The organism is Rhizobium sp. SAFR-030 (assembly GCF_059415005.1).
The window spans coordinates 1-15,703 of sequence record NZ_JBPFDO010000002.1 but is presented as its reverse complement, the minus strand read 5'-3'; the positions used below and the strand labels follow the sequence as shown (position 1 = coordinate 15,703).

13 protein-coding genes are annotated in these 15,703 nt (G+C 62.5%); all 13 read left to right on the top strand.

The window, feature by feature from the left end; translation table 11 throughout:
- Positions 1-27: 27 nt before the first annotated feature.
- Positions 28-915 carry a phage/gene transfer agent baseplate hub protein gene (locus ACR65N_RS05805; protein WP_440456139.1) on the top strand — a complete coding sequence of 296 codons (888 nt, stop codon included), beginning with the start codon at positions 28-30 and terminating at the stop codon, positions 913-915.
- A complete protein-coding gene (locus ACR65N_RS05800) occupies positions 912-1,373 on the top strand; it encodes an NlpC/P60 family protein (protein WP_440456138.1) in 462 nt (153 codons plus the stop codon). The genes ACR65N_RS05805 and ACR65N_RS05800 overlap by 4 nt, the downstream gene beginning before the upstream one ends.
- Before the next feature lie 358 nt (positions 1,374-1,731).
- Positions 1,732-5,667: a baseplate multidomain protein megatron gene (locus ACR65N_RS05795; protein WP_440456137.1), complete on the top strand. Its 3,936-nt coding sequence runs from the start codon at positions 1,732-1,734 to the stop codon at positions 5,665-5,667.
- A gap of 11 nt (positions 5,668-5,678) precedes the next feature.
- The gene (locus ACR65N_RS05790) at positions 5,679-6,377 is read left to right on the top strand and encodes a DUF2793 domain-containing protein (RefSeq protein WP_440456136.1); all 699 of its coding nucleotides are present in this window, start codon (positions 5,679-5,681) and stop codon (positions 6,375-6,377) included.
- Between the two features lie 12 nt (positions 6,378-6,389).
- On the top strand, positions 6,390-6,740 hold the full coding sequence (locus tag ACR65N_RS05785) for a hypothetical protein (RefSeq protein WP_440456135.1): 351 nt from the start codon (positions 6,390-6,392) through the stop codon (positions 6,738-6,740).
- 75 nt (positions 6,741-6,815) lie between these two features.
- Positions 6,816-7,385 carry a TIGR02594 family protein gene (locus tag ACR65N_RS05780; RefSeq protein ID WP_440456134.1) on the top strand — a complete coding sequence of 190 codons (570 nt, stop codon included), beginning with the start codon at positions 6,816-6,818 and terminating at the stop codon, positions 7,383-7,385.
- A 23-nt stretch (positions 7,386-7,408) separates the two neighbouring features.
- Positions 7,409-7,597, top strand: a complete 189-nt coding sequence (locus ACR65N_RS05775) for a hypothetical protein (RefSeq protein ID WP_440456133.1) — start codon at positions 7,409-7,411, stop codon at positions 7,595-7,597.
- Positions 7,598-7,738: 141 nt separating this feature from the next.
- A complete protein-coding gene (locus ACR65N_RS05770; protein WP_440456132.1) occupies positions 7,739-7,999 on the top strand; it encodes a hypothetical protein in 261 nt (86 codons plus the stop codon).
- Between the two features lie 53 nt (positions 8,000-8,052).
- Positions 8,053-8,247, top strand: coding sequence for a type II toxin-antitoxin system Phd/YefM family antitoxin (locus ACR65N_RS05765; RefSeq protein ID WP_440456131.1), 195 nt, complete (start codon positions 8,053-8,055; stop codon positions 8,245-8,247).
- 11 nt (positions 8,248-8,258) lie between these two features.
- Positions 8,259-10,073, top strand: a complete 1,815-nt coding sequence (locus ACR65N_RS05760; RefSeq protein WP_440456130.1) for a class I SAM-dependent DNA methyltransferase — start codon at positions 8,259-8,261, stop codon at positions 10,071-10,073.
- The gene (locus ACR65N_RS05755) at positions 10,066-11,274 is read left to right on the top strand and encodes a restriction endonuclease subunit S (RefSeq protein WP_440456129.1); all 1,209 of its coding nucleotides are present in this window, start codon (positions 10,066-10,068) and stop codon (positions 11,272-11,274) included. Before ACR65N_RS05760 ends, ACR65N_RS05755 begins: the two co-directional genes overlap by 8 nt.
- A 12-nt stretch (positions 11,275-11,286) precedes the next feature.
- Complete coding sequence (locus ACR65N_RS05750) at positions 11,287-12,312, top strand: SIR2 family protein (RefSeq protein ID WP_440456128.1); 1,026 nt, start codon at positions 11,287-11,289, stop codon at positions 12,310-12,312.
- Between the two features lie 48 nt (positions 12,313-12,360).
- Entirely contained in the window at positions 12,361-15,501 is a 3,141-nt protein-coding gene (locus ACR65N_RS05745) for a type I restriction endonuclease subunit R (protein ID WP_440456127.1), read from the top strand.
- Positions 15,502-15,703: the final 202 nt, after the last annotated feature.

Sequence of the window (15,703 nt, the reverse complement as noted above, 5' to 3'; positions counted from 1 at the left end):
GGAAGCACGTTAAGATAGGCGCAGCCGATGAAAACCCTGCCTTGCGCGCTCGCAACCCACGTTGCGGGCGGGCTAACGACGCTGTGCCGCTGCTGGCGTGTGGATCGCCGCGACGGTGTGGTGATGGGCTTTACCGACTTCGACCGCGATCTGGTCTTCGATGCCGTCACCTTCAGGGCGGCCTCGGGGTTCACCGCGACCGCCATCGAAGGCCAGCTTGGCCTCGCCGTCTCGAACCTCGATGTCCAGGGCGCGCTGTCCTCCGACGCGCTCACGGAGGATGACCTTCACGGCGGGCGCTATGACGACGCGGCCGTGACGATCTATCTCGTCAACTGGGCCGATGTCGCCCAGCGTGTGATCCTGCGGGCCGGCAGTCTCGGTCGGGTCTCGCGCGGCAAGCTCGCCTTTTCCGCCGAACTACGCGGCCTTGCCGCGAAGCTCGATCAAACGGCGGGACGCATCTTTCAGCGATCCTGCGCCTGGGATCTCGGCGATGTCCGCTGCGGCATCGATCTCGGCGCGTCTGGCAACCACGGATCAGGCACCGTTACTGACGTGCTGGATGCCTTCGAGTTTATAGCCTCCGGCGTATCTGGCCTTCCCTCCGGCGCGCTCACCCGCGGCAAGCTGGTTTGGACCTCTGGCTCCAGCGACGGGCTTGCGGTTGAGATCAAGGCGCACTCGTCCAGCGCCGGCGTGTCGCGGCTTGCCATCTATCTGCCGATGGGAGCGCCGCTTGCGATCGGCGATACTTTCGATGCGACCGCGGGCTGCGACCGCACCTTCGCGACCTGCCGGGATCGCTTTTCCAACACGGTCAATTTCGGCGGCTTCCCGCACATGCCGGGCACCGACTTCGCGATGTCCTATCCGAACCAGGGTGCGGGCAACGATGGCGGCAAGATCACATGAGCGTCCGCGATCAGATCATCGCCGAGGCTCGTTCGTGGATCGGCACTCCCTATCATCATCAGGCGGCGCTGAAAGGCGTGGGCTGCGATTGCCTTGGCCTCGTTCGTGGTGTCTGGCGCGCCGTCTACGGCGCCGATCCCGAAACACCGCCTGCCTATTCGCGGGATTGGGCTGAGGCGCTGCGTGCGGAGACGCTGGCGGATGCCGCCGGCCGACACATGATCCCGCGGGCTCTTGATGCGTTCGAACCCGGCGATTTTCTGCTCTTTGCGATCAATGAAACCGCGCCGGCCAAGCACTGCGCGATCCTCGTTGCTCCGAACCGCATCATTCATGCGATCGAATCCCACCCGGTCGCGGAAGTCTCGTTCGTGCCGTGGTGGCGCAATCGACTCCGCTTCGCGTTCAGGTTTCCGAAGGTCAGGCGGCAAAACCGAAACCACGCATCGCGCCACTAACGATAGTCAAAGCCGGCGACACGTATCGCCTGAACACTCCGCTCAACGTCAAGGTCGGCCTCGGGGCAGATGCGCGCAACCTCGGCTGCTACCTTCATCCAATGCCACGCCTCTGCGCGATCTCGAACCGACCTCGCTCTCGCGGCTTCAACCTGAGCAGCGTGGAAGGCCGTCGGCGGATCAATAGCAACCAACCGCTTCGCATCTGCCTTCCATCGGGCGCGGCGTGCGCGCCAGCGCATGAAGAAATCATTGAACATCAAAATAGACCAGATTTCGCGAAGAGTTATTTGAAGCCCAATTCGATTTCACGATCAATCTCCCTACGGATACTTCGCAAAGAGGTAACGCTTCTGACATGGCCGTTCTGCTTCTTACTGCCGCAGCCTCCGCGCTGACGGCGGGCGCCTCGGCGTTTGTCCAGATCGCTGCGGCGGCCGTCGCCACGGCCGCGGGCGGCTATATCGACAACCTCCTGTTCGGGCCGAAACTTGAAGACCAGCAGGGCCCACGCCTTGATAGTTTGCAGGTTCAGGCCTCTACCGAAGGCGCGCCGATCCCCGAGATTGCGGGGCGGGTCCGGATCGCCGGCCAGATCATCTGGGCCACGAACTTCAAGGAGGTCGCGACCACCGAGAAGCAAGGCGGCAAAGGCGGTGGCGGCGGATCGGTCAAGACAACGACCTATGCCTATTTCGCGAATTTTGCTGTCGGCCTGTGTGAAGGCCCGATCGATCGCATCGGTCGCATCTGGGCGGATGGAAAGCCGCTTTCGCTCGCCGGCATCACCATGCGCGTCTATCGCGGCACAGCAGGCCAACCGCCCGATCCATTGATCGAAGGCGTAGAAGGCTCTGGCAACGCGCCGGCCTATCGCGGCACGGCCTACGTCGTGTTCGACAACCTCGCGCTGGAAAAGTTCGGCAATCGCCTCCCGCAGCTGACCTTCGAGGTGTTCCGGCGCGTCTCGTCTTCCGACGGCGATAGCATTGAGACCATGGTGCGCGCCGTCACGATGATCCCGGGCGCGGGCGAGCGCGCCTATGACACTAAGGTTCAAAAGCGCAATCTCGGCGGTGGTTCGACCACGCCGGAGAACGACAGCGCCGGGCGCTCGACCTCCGATTGGTCGGTGGCGCTCGATGATCTCAAGGCCTCGCTGCCGAACGTCGAAACGGTGTTTCTGGTGGTGGGCTGGTTCGGCGACGATCTGCGCTGTGGCGCGTGCACAATCCGTCCGAAGGTCGAAGTCGCCGACAAAGTGACGACGCCGAATTCCTGGTTGGTGCATGGCGTCGCGCGATCCGGCGCAGCGGTGATCTCGCTCAACACCGGGCGGCCGTCATATGGCGGCACCCCTTCGGACGATACCGTCGTTCGCGCGATCCGCGACCTGAAGGCACGCGGCTATGCCGTCGTGTTTTATCCTTTCGTGTTCATGGATGTTCCCGCCGGCAACGCGCTGCCGAACCCCTATGGCGGAACAGGCCAGCCCGCCTATCCCTGGCGCGGGCGGATCACCTGCCACCCGGCGGCAGGTCAACCCGGCACGGTTGACAAGACCGCGACGGCCGGGACGCAGATCGCCTCGTTCTTCGGCGCCTGCCTGCCCAGCCATGTTTCGGTGTCGGTAAACGCCAGCACCGACGCTGTGGCGACCAGCTATTCCGGCCCGGCGGAATGGAGCTTCCGGCGCTTCATCTTCCACTACGCCAGGCTCTGCGCGGCGGTGAATGCGATCGACGCCGGCGCCGTCGATGCCTTCCTGATCGGCTCGGAAATGCGCGCGCTCGTTGCCGTGCGCGATAGCACAACGAACTTCCCTGCGGTGGCACGGTTGAAGACGCTCGCTGCCGATGTGAAGGGCATTGTCGGTGGCGGCGTCAAGGTGAGCTACGCTGCGGACTGGTCCGACTACAACGGTTTTCGTCCGATCGATGGATCGAATGACGTCTTCTTCCATCTCGACCCGCTCTGGGCCGACAGCAACATCGATTTCGTCGGGATCGATTGGTATGCGCCGCTCGCCGATTGGCGCGATGGCTCCGGCCACCTCGATCGCCAGGCGGGCGCGCCGTCGATCTACGATCGCGCCTATCTCCAATCGAACATCGAAGGCGGCGAATTCTTCGATTGGTTCTATGCCTCGGACGCCGCCCGCAACGCCCAGACGCGCACAACCATCACCGACGGCGCCTATGGCAAGCCCTGGGTGTTCCGTTCCAAGGATCTCCGGAACTGGTGGCTGAACCGGCACTACGATCGCCCGGGTGGTGTTGAAAACGGATCGCCGACTGCCTGGCTTGCGGAAATGAAGCCGATCTGGCTTTGCGAACTCGGCGTGCCGTCGGTCGATAAGGGCGCGAACCAACCCAATGTCTTCTACGATCCAAAGTCCGCCGAGAGCTTCTTCCCGTATTTCTCGAAAGGTACGCGAGATGACCTGATCCAGCGCCGCGCGATCGAGGCTGTGATCGGCTGGTGGGAGATCGCCGCCGGCCACAACCCCGTCTCCAGCGTCTATGGCGAGCGGATGATCGGCACGATCGGCGTCTGGACCTGGGACGCACGTCCCTATCCGGCGTGGCCGGGCCGCGCCGATCTTTGGTCGGATGGCGATCTCTATCCGCTCGGCCACTGGCTGAACGGTAAGGTCGGGCTTGCTGATCTTGCCGCGCTTGTCGCCGAGCGCTGCCGGCGCGTCGGCTTCCCCGCCTATGACGTGTCGGCGCTGGTCGGTGTCGTCACCGGCTATCTGCGCGACCGGCCGATGAGCCCGCGCGCCGAAATCGAGGCGCTTGCCTCGGCCTTCGCCTTCGACGCGGTGGAAACCGACGGGCTGATCCGCTTCATCCCGCGCGGGCGCAATTCGGTTGCAACGCTCACCCTGCCAGAATTGGCAATGCCCGATCAGCGCGAGCGCGAAGAAATCACGCTCACGCGGGGCCAGGAAACCGAATTGCCGAACGAGGTCGCGATCGGCTTCACCGACGCAATCGACGACTACAAGCCAGGCGCCGTTTCGGCGAACCGGCTTGCTGGCTATTCGGAGCGCAAGAGCGATATCCGGCTGGCGCTTGTGCTCGATCAGGTTCAGGCGCAATCGATCGCCGACCGGGCCTTGGTCGAGGCCTGGATCGAACGGGAGACCGCCGGCTTCGCCTTGCCGCCTGCGCGGATCGCGCTCGATCCCGGCGACGTGATCGATCTCGTCGTCAACGGCACGCCGCGAGCCTTTCGGTTGAAGCGCGTCACCGATCGCGGCGTGCGCGAAGTTGAAGCCGTGCGTGCCGAAGCGGCGATCTACACGCCGCCGCTCAACGGCATCGCGCCGCCGACGCTGACGCCGCCGCCTATCTTCGGTGCGGCGGTGTTGTGCCTGATGGACCTGCCGCTGCTGCGCGATAGCGATGATGGCTTCTCGCCCTATGCCGCAGCGTCGGCTTCGCCTTGGGGCGGCGTGGTGCTAATGGATAGCGCCACCGGTTCCGACTTCGCGCTGGACACCACACTCGCGGTGCGGGCCACGCTCGGCGAAACCATCCAGCCACTTCCCGCTGGACCGACTGAGTATTGGGACGAAGGCTCCGTCCTCGAGGTGAAGCTCTATGCCGGGGAACTGGCGAGCGCCACGCCCGACGCGATCCTGAGTGGCGGCACGAACAGCCTGGCGCTCGGCACACCCGACGGCGATTGGGAGATCGTCCAGTTCGCCGATGCGGTCCTGACCGGATCGCAGACCTATCGGCTCACGAAGCTGCTACGCGGACGCCTCGGCACCGAACATGCCATCCGCTCGCCGCTCGCCCTCGGCGCGCCCGTGGTTCAGTTGAACGAAGCCGTGGCAAAGATCGACGGCAAGCCCGCCGAACGGCTCGCCGCCCACTTCTATCGATGGGGTCCGCCCGCGCTGGATATCGCCGATCCCGCCTGGCAGCAGACGACTTTCGCCGCCAAGGCCACAGGCCGCATGCCATGGTCGCCGGTTCAGATCGCGGGCGTTCGTAATGGCGGCGGCGATCTCACCATCACATGGGTTCGGCGCACGCGCTTTGGCGGCGTCTGGGCCGATGGCGTCGACGTTCCGCTCAATGAAGAAAGCGAGCGCTACGAAGTCGATGTGATGAACGGCGCGAGTGTCGTCCGCACCATCGCCGTGGTCACGCCAACTGCCGGCTACACCGCCGCGCAGCAGGTCGCGGATTTCGGCTCGGCGCAGAGCAGCATCACGATCCGCGTTTATCAACTCTCGGCCGTGGTCGGGCGCGGCTGGCCCGGCGCTGCAACACTCTGAAGGACTGATCCATGGCGACGCCGAACCTCGGCCTGCCCGTGCTCGCGCAAGGGCAGGCGCAGAAGGAGATTACCCATAACGATGCGCTGCTCAGCCTTGATGCGCTCGTGCAATCCGCCGTAAAGAGCCGCGCGCTGGCGACGCCACCGGGAAGCCCGGCGAATGGCGAGCGATGGATCGTGCCATCCGGCGCGACCGGCGCTTGGGCTGCTCAAACCGACAGGATCGCCTTCTGGCGCGAGGGCGCGTGGGCGTTCTTTGCGCCGGTCGTCGGATGGCGCGTCCACGTCGAGGACGAACGCCTCGCCGTCGTGTGGACCGATGGCGCCTGGCGTGACCGGATCGTCGGCACCGCCAATGGGGGCGCGATCCGATTTGTCGCGTTGGAACAAGAACTGACACTTACTGGCGCGTTCGTCGACACCACCACTGCCCTGATCGCCGACCGCATGATCGTGCTGGCTGTTGCCTCGCGCACGACGCAGGCGATCACCGGCGCGACCTCCTATGGCGTCGGGGTTGCAGGCAACACAAGCCAGTTTGGCGGTTCGCTCGGGATTGCGCTCGGATCAACCAATATCGGCGTGATCGGCCCCACCGCCTTCTATTCCAACACGCCCGTTCGCGTCACCGCGGCGGGCGGTAATTTCACCGGCGGCAAAGTGCGCGTCGTTCTCTACGCGCTTGCCTTCACCGCCCCATCGTCGTGATCGGAGAACTCTATGCAGCCGTCAATCGCCGTCGCGCCTGAGGCGCTCACGATCACCTGGGTGGTTGTAGGCAGCATCATCCTCGAACTGTTCGTGCTGATCGTCTTCCTCGTGCGCGTGTCTTGGTGGCTGTCGCACCGCTTCACCATGATCGATGCGAGCTTCCTCACCGTCGGCAAGGATGTGGCGCAACTCAAGGCCGATATCAGCAACGATATTGCCGGCCGGCGCGTGGTCGCCGAGACCCGCAACGATATCACCGAACTCAAGACGGGCCTGAAGGATATCCGCGAGCGCGTCGGCCGCCTGGAAGAACACGAGGACGACCGGCGAACATTTGCGCCAGCTGCCGAACCCAGCTGATCCGCCACCAATCTCATCGCAATCCGACCGAAAGCCCGCCCCTCCGGCGGGCTTCGTCGTTTCTGGAGGTCCGCAATGCTGCCTGCCCAATACCGCTGGCTCGAAGCCGAACCCGGCCCGCTCATGATCGTCGAAGCGCTGAAGGAGTACGGCACGCTCGAAGCGCCTGGCGCCGCCGACAATCCCAAGATCATCGGCTGGCAGGCCGAACTCGAAGCCGCCGGCCTCGGCCGCGTCTACGCCGGCGTCTATCGGCACGATGCGATCCCGTGGTGCGGCCTGTTCATGGCGATCATCGCGCACCGGGCGAACGCCGAGCGCCGTGCCGAACGCAATCCGCCGCGGCTCTATCTGGCGGCGCTGCAATGGGCCTCGTTCGGCAAAGCGGTTCCGAAGGGCGCCGCGGCGCTCGGCGACGTGCTCGTCTTCAAGCGCAAGGGCGGCGGGCATGTCGGCCTCTATGTCGGCCACGACGCCAGCGCCTTCCATGTTCTCGGCGGCAATCAGTCCGATCGCGTCTCGATCACTAGGCTTTCGCGCAACCGGCTCGTGGCGGTACGCCGCCCGGCCTATCGCGCCCAGCCCGCCAACGTCCGCCCCATCCCTCTCGCCGCGAGCGGAAGCCTCTCCGTCAACGAGGCCTGATCCACCCACAACAGGAGCATTCAATGAACGCCGTTCTTCAGTTCGGTGCGGGCTACCGCACCTACATCATCGCCGCCGTGCTGGTGCTGGTCGTCGTTGTCGAGAAAGGCCTCGGCATCGACGTGCCGGGTGTCGATGTCGGATCGGATTGGCTGAGCCATGTCCTCGCCGCGCTCGGCCTCGGCACCCTGCGCGCGGGGATCGCTAAGTGACTGGCTGGTTCGCCCTGGCCCTTATCGTCGCGGTGGTCCTCGCCACCGCGGCGATCTTCGCCGCTGGCCGCAAGGCGGGCGCAACCACTGAGGCCACGAAAGCCCGCGAGGCCGAACTCAAATCCCAGAAGGAGGCCTCCGATGCAAAGGACCGCATGCTCGAAGCGGGCGCTGCCGCTCCTCGTGATCGCGACGCTCTCGCTGACCGCCTGCGCGACGGCACCTTCTAGGCCATCCGTCGTCTGCCCGCCGGTCGCGGCTTACGACCGTGCCTTCCAGGCACGCCTTGCCGATGAAATCCAGCGCCTGCCGCCCGGCGCGGCGCTGGAACGGGCGATGCTCGACTACGCGCGGCTGCGTGCCCAGGCGCGGGCTTGCGTCGCTTCCCAAATCAGACCTTGAAGTTTAGGCCATTTTGGCCACAAATAGGAGAAACAGGCTGCTTCGGGCGGGACATGCAAACGCTATCGGCCAGGGATGCGAAATACAACTTCGGTCGGCTTATCGACACGGCGCGGGCAGAGCCCGTAACGGTCGAGAAGCACGGCCGGGCTGTCGTCGTGGTGCTGGCGGTCGAGGAATACGAGCGGCTGAAGGCAATCGAATCGGAGCAGAGCGCGAAAGCGCCACGCTCCGGCGAAAAGAAGTGAGGCGGGGCGGAATGGCTGAGCAGGCGCAGAAAGACAAGTTCGTAGCGGCGTTGACCGAGCTCGGTGGCTCCGCCGGCAACGGGCGTTTGCGCGAAGCCCTGCAATGGGACGAAGCCGCCTACACCGCGGTGAAGGATGAACTCGTCGCCGAGGGCGTCGTAACGCCCGGGCGTGGTCGCGGCGGTTCGGTCTCGCTTGGTGGCGCCGCAGAAGTTGACGCCGACGAACCCGCGCCGGTCGCCGCCCGCGCCAAGCCTGCGCGTGCCAATGGCAATGGCGGCAACCTTGGTTTCGAGGCTGACCTCTTCAAGGCCGCCGACAAGCTGCGCGGCAACATGGAGCCGTCCGACTACAAGCACGTCGCGCTTGGCCTGATCTTCCTCAAACACATTTCCGATAGCTTCGAGGCTAAGCGGGCCGAGCTGCTGGCCGATTATCCTGACGGCGCCGAAGACCCGGACGAATACTCTGCCGAAAACGTCTTCTGGGTGCCGAAAGAAGCGCGCTGGTCCCACCTGCAAGCGAACGCAAAGCAGCCGTCGATAGGAAAGATGATCGACGAGGCGATGATCGCCATCGAAAAGCGCAACGAAACCCTGAAAGGCGTGCTGCCGAAGGACTATGCCCGGCCAGCGCTCAACGCGGTGATGCTCGGCGAACTAATCGATCTGATTTCCGGCATCGCACTCGGCCAGGAAAAGGGCGAGGCGCGCGACGTGCTCGGCCGCGTCTATGAATATTTCCTCGGCCAGTTCGCCGGTTCGGAAGGCAAGCGCGGCGGCGAATTCTATACGCCGCGCTCGGTCGTGCGCGTCATGGTCGAGATGATCGAACCCTACAAGGGCCGCGTCTATGATCCGTGCTGCGGATCGGGCGGCATGTTCGTTCAGTCCGAAAAATTCGCCTTAGAGCACGAGGGCCGGATCGGCGACATCGCCATCTATGGCCAGGAGTCGAACTACACGACGTGGCGGCTCTGCAAGATGAACCTCGCAGTGCGCGGCATCGACGCAGAGATCAAATGGAACAGCGAAGGCAGCTTCCACAAGGACGAACTGCGCGACCTGAAAGCCGACTACATCCTCGCCAATCCGCCCTTCAACATTTCCGATTGGGGCGGTGATCGCCTGCGCGAAGATGTCCGGTGGAAATATGGCGTTCCGCCCGCTGGCAACGCCAACTTCGCCTGGGTGCAGCATATCGTGCACCACCTGTCGCCTTCGGGTGTGGCAGGCGTCGTGCTGGCGAACGGCTCGATGTCCTCGACCCAGAACAGCGAGGGCGAAATCCGCCGGGCGCTGATCGAAGGCGTGAACGGTGCACCGGGCGTAGTCGATTGCATGGTGGCGCTGCCGGGCCAGCTTTTCTATTCGACCCAGATTCCCGTCTGCCTCTGGTTCCTTGCCCGCGACAAGTCGAACGGCATCGCCCGCAACGCCAAACTGCGGGATCGGCGAAACGAAATCCTGTTCATCGATGCGCGCAAGCTCGGCCATATGGTGGACCGCACGCGCAAGGAGTTCTCAGACGCCGACATCGACAAGATCACGCGCGCCTATCACGCCTGGCGTGGTGAAAGCGAAGCGGGTGCCTATGAAGATGTGCCGGGCTTCTGCAAGGCGGCTACCTTGGAAGAGATCAAGGCGCACGGCTACGTGCTGACGCCGGGGCGGTATGTCGGCGCGGCAGATGTCGAAGATGATGACATGCCGTTTGCAGAGCGATTTGCTGCTCTGCAAGCGAAGCTCAGCGGGCAATTCGCAGAGGCAGAAACTATGACTGCTTCCATCCTGAAGAAGCTGGCCGGAGTTGGCGTGGATGGTTGAGTGGCGAGAAACCACTTGGGGAGCCGAAATCAGCCTTGAATACGGCAAGGGTATTCGAGGCTATGCGGATGCTGTCGGTCCATATCGAGTCTTTGGATCGAACGGTCCAGTTGGCTGGACTAACGAGCCCCTGGCTCCCGGACCAGGTGTTATTCTCGGACGCAAAGGGGCATATCGGGGCGTCCAGTTCTCGAAAGAGCCGTTCTTCGTGATCGACACGGCATACTACGTCGTGCCGAAGTCCGAAATGGATATGCGTTGGCTCTACTACTCGATCATTTATCACAAGCTGGGCGAGATCGACGACGGGTCACCCATTCCTTCGACGACTCGCGCGGCGGTGTATGTGCGTGATCTGAGTGTTCCCGAACTTGCGGAACAAGAGGCCATCGCCTCCGTCCTCGGCGCGCTCGATGACAAGATCGAGTTGAACCGGCGGATGAACGAGACGCTGGAGGCGATGGCGCGGGCGATCTTCAAGGATTGGTTCGTCGATTTCGGCCCAACCCGCGCAAAGATCGAAGGCCGCGCGCGATATCTCGCCCAGGACATCTGGTCCCTCTTCCCCGACCTCCTCGACGACGAAGGCAAGCCGGAGGGGTGGACCACATCCACTATCGGACAGGAAGTAGAGGTTGTTGGTGGATCAACACCGAGCACCAAGGAGGCGGCATTCTGGGGCGGCGATATCTCGTGGGCCACACCAAAGGACCTGTCGTCGTTGAGCACTCCGGTGCTGCTCAGCACGGAACGGCAGATCACTGAGGCCGGCCTTGCCCAAATTGGTTCGGGTTTGTTGCCGGTGGGAACGGTGCTCCTCTCGTCCCGCGCACCGATCGGATACATGGCGATTGCTCAGATGCCCGTGGCGGTCAATCAGGGCTTCATCGCCATGATTTGCAAGAAGCGGCTCTCCAACGTCTTCGTCTGGCTTTGGACGCAGGCAAACATGGAGACGGTCCATCAGAACGCGAACGGGTCGACCTTTCAGGAAATCAGCAAGGCGAATTTCCGACCGATCGAAGTGACGATCGCGACACCCGAAATCCTTCGGGCCTTCGACGAAACCGCTAGGCCCTTGTTTGATCGGATCGTTGCCAACGACAGGGAAAACCGCACCCTCGCTACCACGCGCGACTTCCTGCTTCCGAAGCTCATGTCGGGCGAAGTTCGCGTCGGTGACGCGGCATCGTTCATTTGACGGGGGTGCTGCGTGGAGTATTTCCGTCAGCGCTTCGTCGAGGAACTCAACGATGAAGGTCTCGTCAGCGTCCGGACGTTTGAATGGCCTCCCGCCGATGTCCTTCAGACAATGGCGCCCCATGATTATGAGGCGCACTTTCTAGACTGGGTTGCGAGTCAGAAGCAGAACTCAAAGGACCGCGCACGCGAGTTCCTTGAGCGGTTCAATTGCCTTGATCGTTTCAATCGACTGCACACACAGCTCGAACGACAAGGCGTAATTCCCTTTGTAGGCGCTGGCCTGTCGCGACCGACCGGCTTCCCATTGTGGGGCGCTTTTCTTGAAGGATTGACTGCCGATTATCCGGCAATTGCCGAACAGGTTCGCGCACACCTAGCAGCATATCAATACGAAGAAGCGGCGCAGCTGTTGCTCGATCGTATGGGTCCCGATGTCTTCGCCGAGGCGGTCCAAAATGCGTTCGGCTCTCGTATCAAGACTTTGAGGGGACCTGTTCAACTGCTCCCATCGATCTTCAGGCGCGGCTGTCTTACAACTAACTTCGATTATGTTTTGAACCGCGTCTATGAGGCTTCCGATTGCCGCCTGAAGGGCGAGTTCGCTGGAACGCGGCTGAACGAGGCACCGCGAAGGCTGGCGGACGAACCCCATTGCCTTCTCCGGCTCCATGGTGAAGCCGATAGCGCTCAAGGCCGCGTTTTGACTGGCGGTGAGTACACTGCTTGCTATGGAGACGGCGGGAACTATCGAGAGATTTTCAAGCTATTGATTGCCAACACGAGTTTGCTCTTTCTTGGATGTAGTCTGTCGGTCGATCGAACCGTTCATGCGCTCCGCGAGATAAAGCAGGCCGCCGTCGTGGAGACGCCTCGCCACTACGCATTCTTGCCGCTGAGCGAAGGCATGGACCGTGAAGCCAGGCGAAACGAGCTTGGTCGGGCGGATATCCATCCGATTTGGTATCCGCCCGAAGACCATGACCAGGCGATCGAAGATTTGCTTATCTCACTCATGGAAGGAGGCTTCCATGACTAGGGAGTTCAGCGTCTTCGCTATCGTCAAACCCATTGGGAGGATCGCCTGATGGCATATCTTTCAGAAGCCGCGGTTGAACAAGTGGTGCTCGATCATCTTTCTGGCCTCGGCTATGCGATTGCTGCCGATGCCGAAATCGGACCGGACGGAAGGGCACCCGAGCGCGAGGCGTATGCCGATGTCGTGCTCCTCAGGCGCCTGACTGCAGCCATCGAAAGGCTGAACCCCACGATCCCGGCTGAGGCCCGCGGTGATGCGCTACGGAAGGTGCTTGCTACCGAGAAGCCGTCGCTCGTGGAAGAGAACCGCCGCCTGCACAAGCTGATGGTCGAAGGCGTCGATGTCGAGTTCTATAGCGATGATGGCACAATCCGTGGCGACAAGGTCCGCCTGATCGATTTCGACGATCTCGCTGCGAACGACTGGCTGGCGACAGGCCAGTTCACGGTGATTGAGGGCAGCATCAACCGCCGGCCTGATATCGTGGTTTTCATCAATGGCCTGCCGCTCGGCGTGATCGAGTTGAAAGCGCCCGGCGGCGAAAACGCCACGCTTGCAGGCGCGCACAACCAGCTTCAGACCTACAAGGCGCAAATCCCGTCCCTCTTCCGGACGAACGCGGTCCTTGTCACCTCGGATGGCATCACCGCGCGCGTCGGCTCGCTGACCGCCGATGAAGAGCGCTTCATGCCTTGGCGCACCACGGACGGCAAAGTCATCGCCGCGAAAGGCCAACCGGAACTCAACATTCTGATCGAAGGCATTTTTGACCGCCGCCGCCTGCTCGATCTGCTTCACGACTTCACAGTGTTCGGCGAGACGGGTTCGGGCCTTGCGAAGATCATCGCGGGCTATCATCAGTTCCATGCTGTGCGGCACGCCGTGGACAAGACCGTCGAGGCATCGGCGCCCCAGGGCGACCGAAAGGTTGGGGTGATCTGGCACACACAGGGTTCGGGCAAGAGCCTCTTGATGGCGTTCTATGCCGGGCAGCTTGTGAGGCGACCCGAGCTTGAGAACCCGACGATCGTCGTCATTACCGACCGCAACGATCTGGACGACCAACTCTTCGGCACGTTTTCGATGTGCCGCGATCTGATCCGGCAGACGCCGATCCAGGCCGACAGTCGGGACGATCTGCAATCGGCGCTCAGTCGTGCTTCCGGCGGCGTGATCTTTACCACCATTCAAAAGTTCTCGCCGGCGACCGGCGAAGCGATTTATCCGATGTTGTCGGATCGCCGGAACATCGTCGTCATCGCGGACGAAGCCCACCGAAGCCAATATGGCTTCCGGGCACGGATCGAGCAGAAAACCGGCGAGATTGCTTATGGCTTCGCGAAGTATCTGCGCGACGCCCTTCCGAACGCGTCCTTCATCGGGTTCACCGGAACGCCGATCGAGAAGGACGACGTCAACACGCCTGCCGTATTCGGCGAATACATCGACGTTTACGACATCAGCCGGGCGGTAGAAGACGGCGCCACGGTCCCGATCTATTACGAGAGCCGCCTTGCGCGCATCGAGCTTCCGGACGAGGAGAAGCCAAAGATCGATGCCGAGATTGAGGAGCTGACTGAAGACGAGGCAACGACCGAGCAGGAGCGCATTAAGCGCAAATGGGCAACCGTTGAAGCACTGGTCGGCTCGGAGAAGCGCCTTGCGATGGTTGCCGCCGATCTGGTGCGGCACTTCGAAGATCGGGTCGCCGCCATGGACGGCAAAGCCATGGTGGTTTGTATGAGCCGGCGCATCTGCGTGGCGCTCTATAACCAGATCATCGCGCTTCGGCCCGATTGGCACACCGACGACGACGCCGAAGGCACGATCAAGGTTGTGATGACCGGATCGGCCGCCGATCCTCAGGGCTGGCAACCACACATCGGAACGAAAGCGCGTCGCGATCTCTTGGCAAAGCGCGCCAAGGACCCGAAGGACACGCTGAAGCTCGTAATCGTCCGGGATATGTGGCTGACCGGCTTCGACGCTCCGTCGATGCACACAATGTATATCGACAAGCCCATGAAGGGCCACGGGCTGATGCAGGCTATTGCGCGGGTGAACCGGGTTTTCCGCGATAAGCCCGCTGGCCTCGTTGTCGATTATATCGGGATCGCCCAGAACCTGAAAAACGCACTCGGCCAGTATTCCGGTTCAGATCAGCGTCGGGCCGGAATCGATGAGGCCGAAGCGGTTGCCGTGCTGCTTGAGAAGTACGAGGTCGTGAAGGCCATGTACCACGGATTCGATTATGCGCGAGGCTTGGCTGGTACGCCGCATCAGCGCCTGGTCGTGCTCGCCGAAGCGATCGAATGGATTCTAACGCGACAGCATGAAGCGGCTGCAAAGGAAACCAGCGAGGATGGCAAGCGCCGCGAAAACCGTCGGTATCAGGATGCCGTGCTGGCATTGTCGAAAGCCTTTGCTCTGGCTTCGGCGAGCGATGAGGCCCGGGACATCCGGGACGAGGTTGGCTTCTTTCAGACGGTCCGTGCCGCACTGGTGAAATCGGCCGATGGCGCCGGCAAGAGCGTTGCCGATCGCGAATTCGCAATTCAGCAGATCTTGGATCGGGCGGTTGTCTCCACGGAGATTGTGGACATTCTGGCTGCCGCCGGCATCACGACGCCAGATATCTCGATCCTGTCGGACGAGTTCCTCGCTGAAGTTCAGCAGCTCGAAAAGAAGAACCTGGCACTGGAAGCCCTGCGGAAGCTCCTGAACGACGAAATCCGCTCGCGCAGCAAGACGAACGTTGTTGAGACCAAGCGCTTCTCCGAACGCTTGGAAGCCGCTATCGCCCGCTACCACACGAACGCGATCAGCACCGTCGAGGTGCTGCAGGAACTCATCGACCTCGCCAAGGAAGTCCGCGCCGCCCGCAGGCGTGGTGAAGATGAAGGCCTGTCGCAGGACGAGATCGCTTTCTATGATGCCTTGGCCGAAAGCGAGAGTGCAGTTGAACTGATGGGCAACGACTCCCTCAAAGTGATCGCGCACGAACTCCTCGTCGGCCTCAAGGGCAGCGTTTCAGTTGATTGGTCACACCGCGAAAGTGCCCGGGCGCGAATGCGCGTGCTGGTGAAGCGGATTCTGCGCAAGCACGGCTACCCGCCCGATCTTCAGGACGCAGCGGTGCAAACGGTTCTTCGGCAAGCGGAAGCGCTCTCAGCAAACTGGTCTCAGTGAGATGCGGCGGCCGGTTTGTGTTTCTGAATAGCCCGAAAAACGGACACAGTGCGGACACAGGCAAAAGCCCCGCTGGCGAGAGCCAAGCAGGGCTTTGCATAAACTGTTGAATTGGCTTTTGTATTTTGGTTGCGGGGGCAGGATTTGAACCTGCGGCCTTCAGGTTATGAGCCTGACGAGCTACCGGGCTGCTCCACCCCGC

Bases quoted from the DNA above. Each gene is read 5' to 3' on its own strand.
- ACR65N_RS05795 (WP_440456137.1), top strand. From the start codon at position 1,732: ATGGCCGTTCTGCTTCTTACTGCCGCAGCCTCCGCGCTGACGGCGGGC.
- ACR65N_RS05800 (WP_440456138.1), top strand. From the start codon at position 912: ATGAGCGTCCGCGATCAGATCATCGCCGAGGCTCGTTCGTGGATCGGC.
- ACR65N_RS05805 (WP_440456139.1), top strand. From the start codon at position 28: ATGAAAACCCTGCCTTGCGCGCTCGCAACCCACGTTGCGGGCGGGCTA.
- ACR65N_RS05780 (WP_440456134.1), top strand. From the start codon at position 6,816: ATGCTGCCTGCCCAATACCGCTGGCTCGAAGCCGAACCCGGCCCGCTC.
- ACR65N_RS05770 (WP_440456132.1), top strand. From the start codon at position 7,739: ATGCAAAGGACCGCATGCTCGAAGCGGGCGCTGCCGCTCCTCGTGATC.
- ACR65N_RS05785 (WP_440456135.1), top strand. From the start codon at position 6,390: ATGCAGCCGTCAATCGCCGTCGCGCCTGAGGCGCTCACGATCACCTGG.
- ACR65N_RS05765 (WP_440456131.1), top strand. From the start codon at position 8,053: ATGCAAACGCTATCGGCCAGGGATGCGAAATACAACTTCGGTCGGCTT.
- ACR65N_RS05745 (WP_440456127.1), top strand. From the start codon at position 12,361: ATGGCATATCTTTCAGAAGCCGCGGTTGAACAAGTGGTGCTCGATCAT.
- ACR65N_RS05755 (WP_440456129.1), top strand. From the start codon at position 10,066: ATGGTTGAGTGGCGAGAAACCACTTGGGGAGCCGAAATCAGCCTTGAA.
- ACR65N_RS05760 (WP_440456130.1), top strand. From the start codon at position 8,259: ATGGCTGAGCAGGCGCAGAAAGACAAGTTCGTAGCGGCGTTGACCGAG.
- ACR65N_RS05775 (WP_440456133.1), top strand. From the start codon at position 7,409: ATGAACGCCGTTCTTCAGTTCGGTGCGGGCTACCGCACCTACATCATC.
- ACR65N_RS05790 (WP_440456136.1), top strand. From the start codon at position 5,679: ATGGCGACGCCGAACCTCGGCCTGCCCGTGCTCGCGCAAGGGCAGGCG.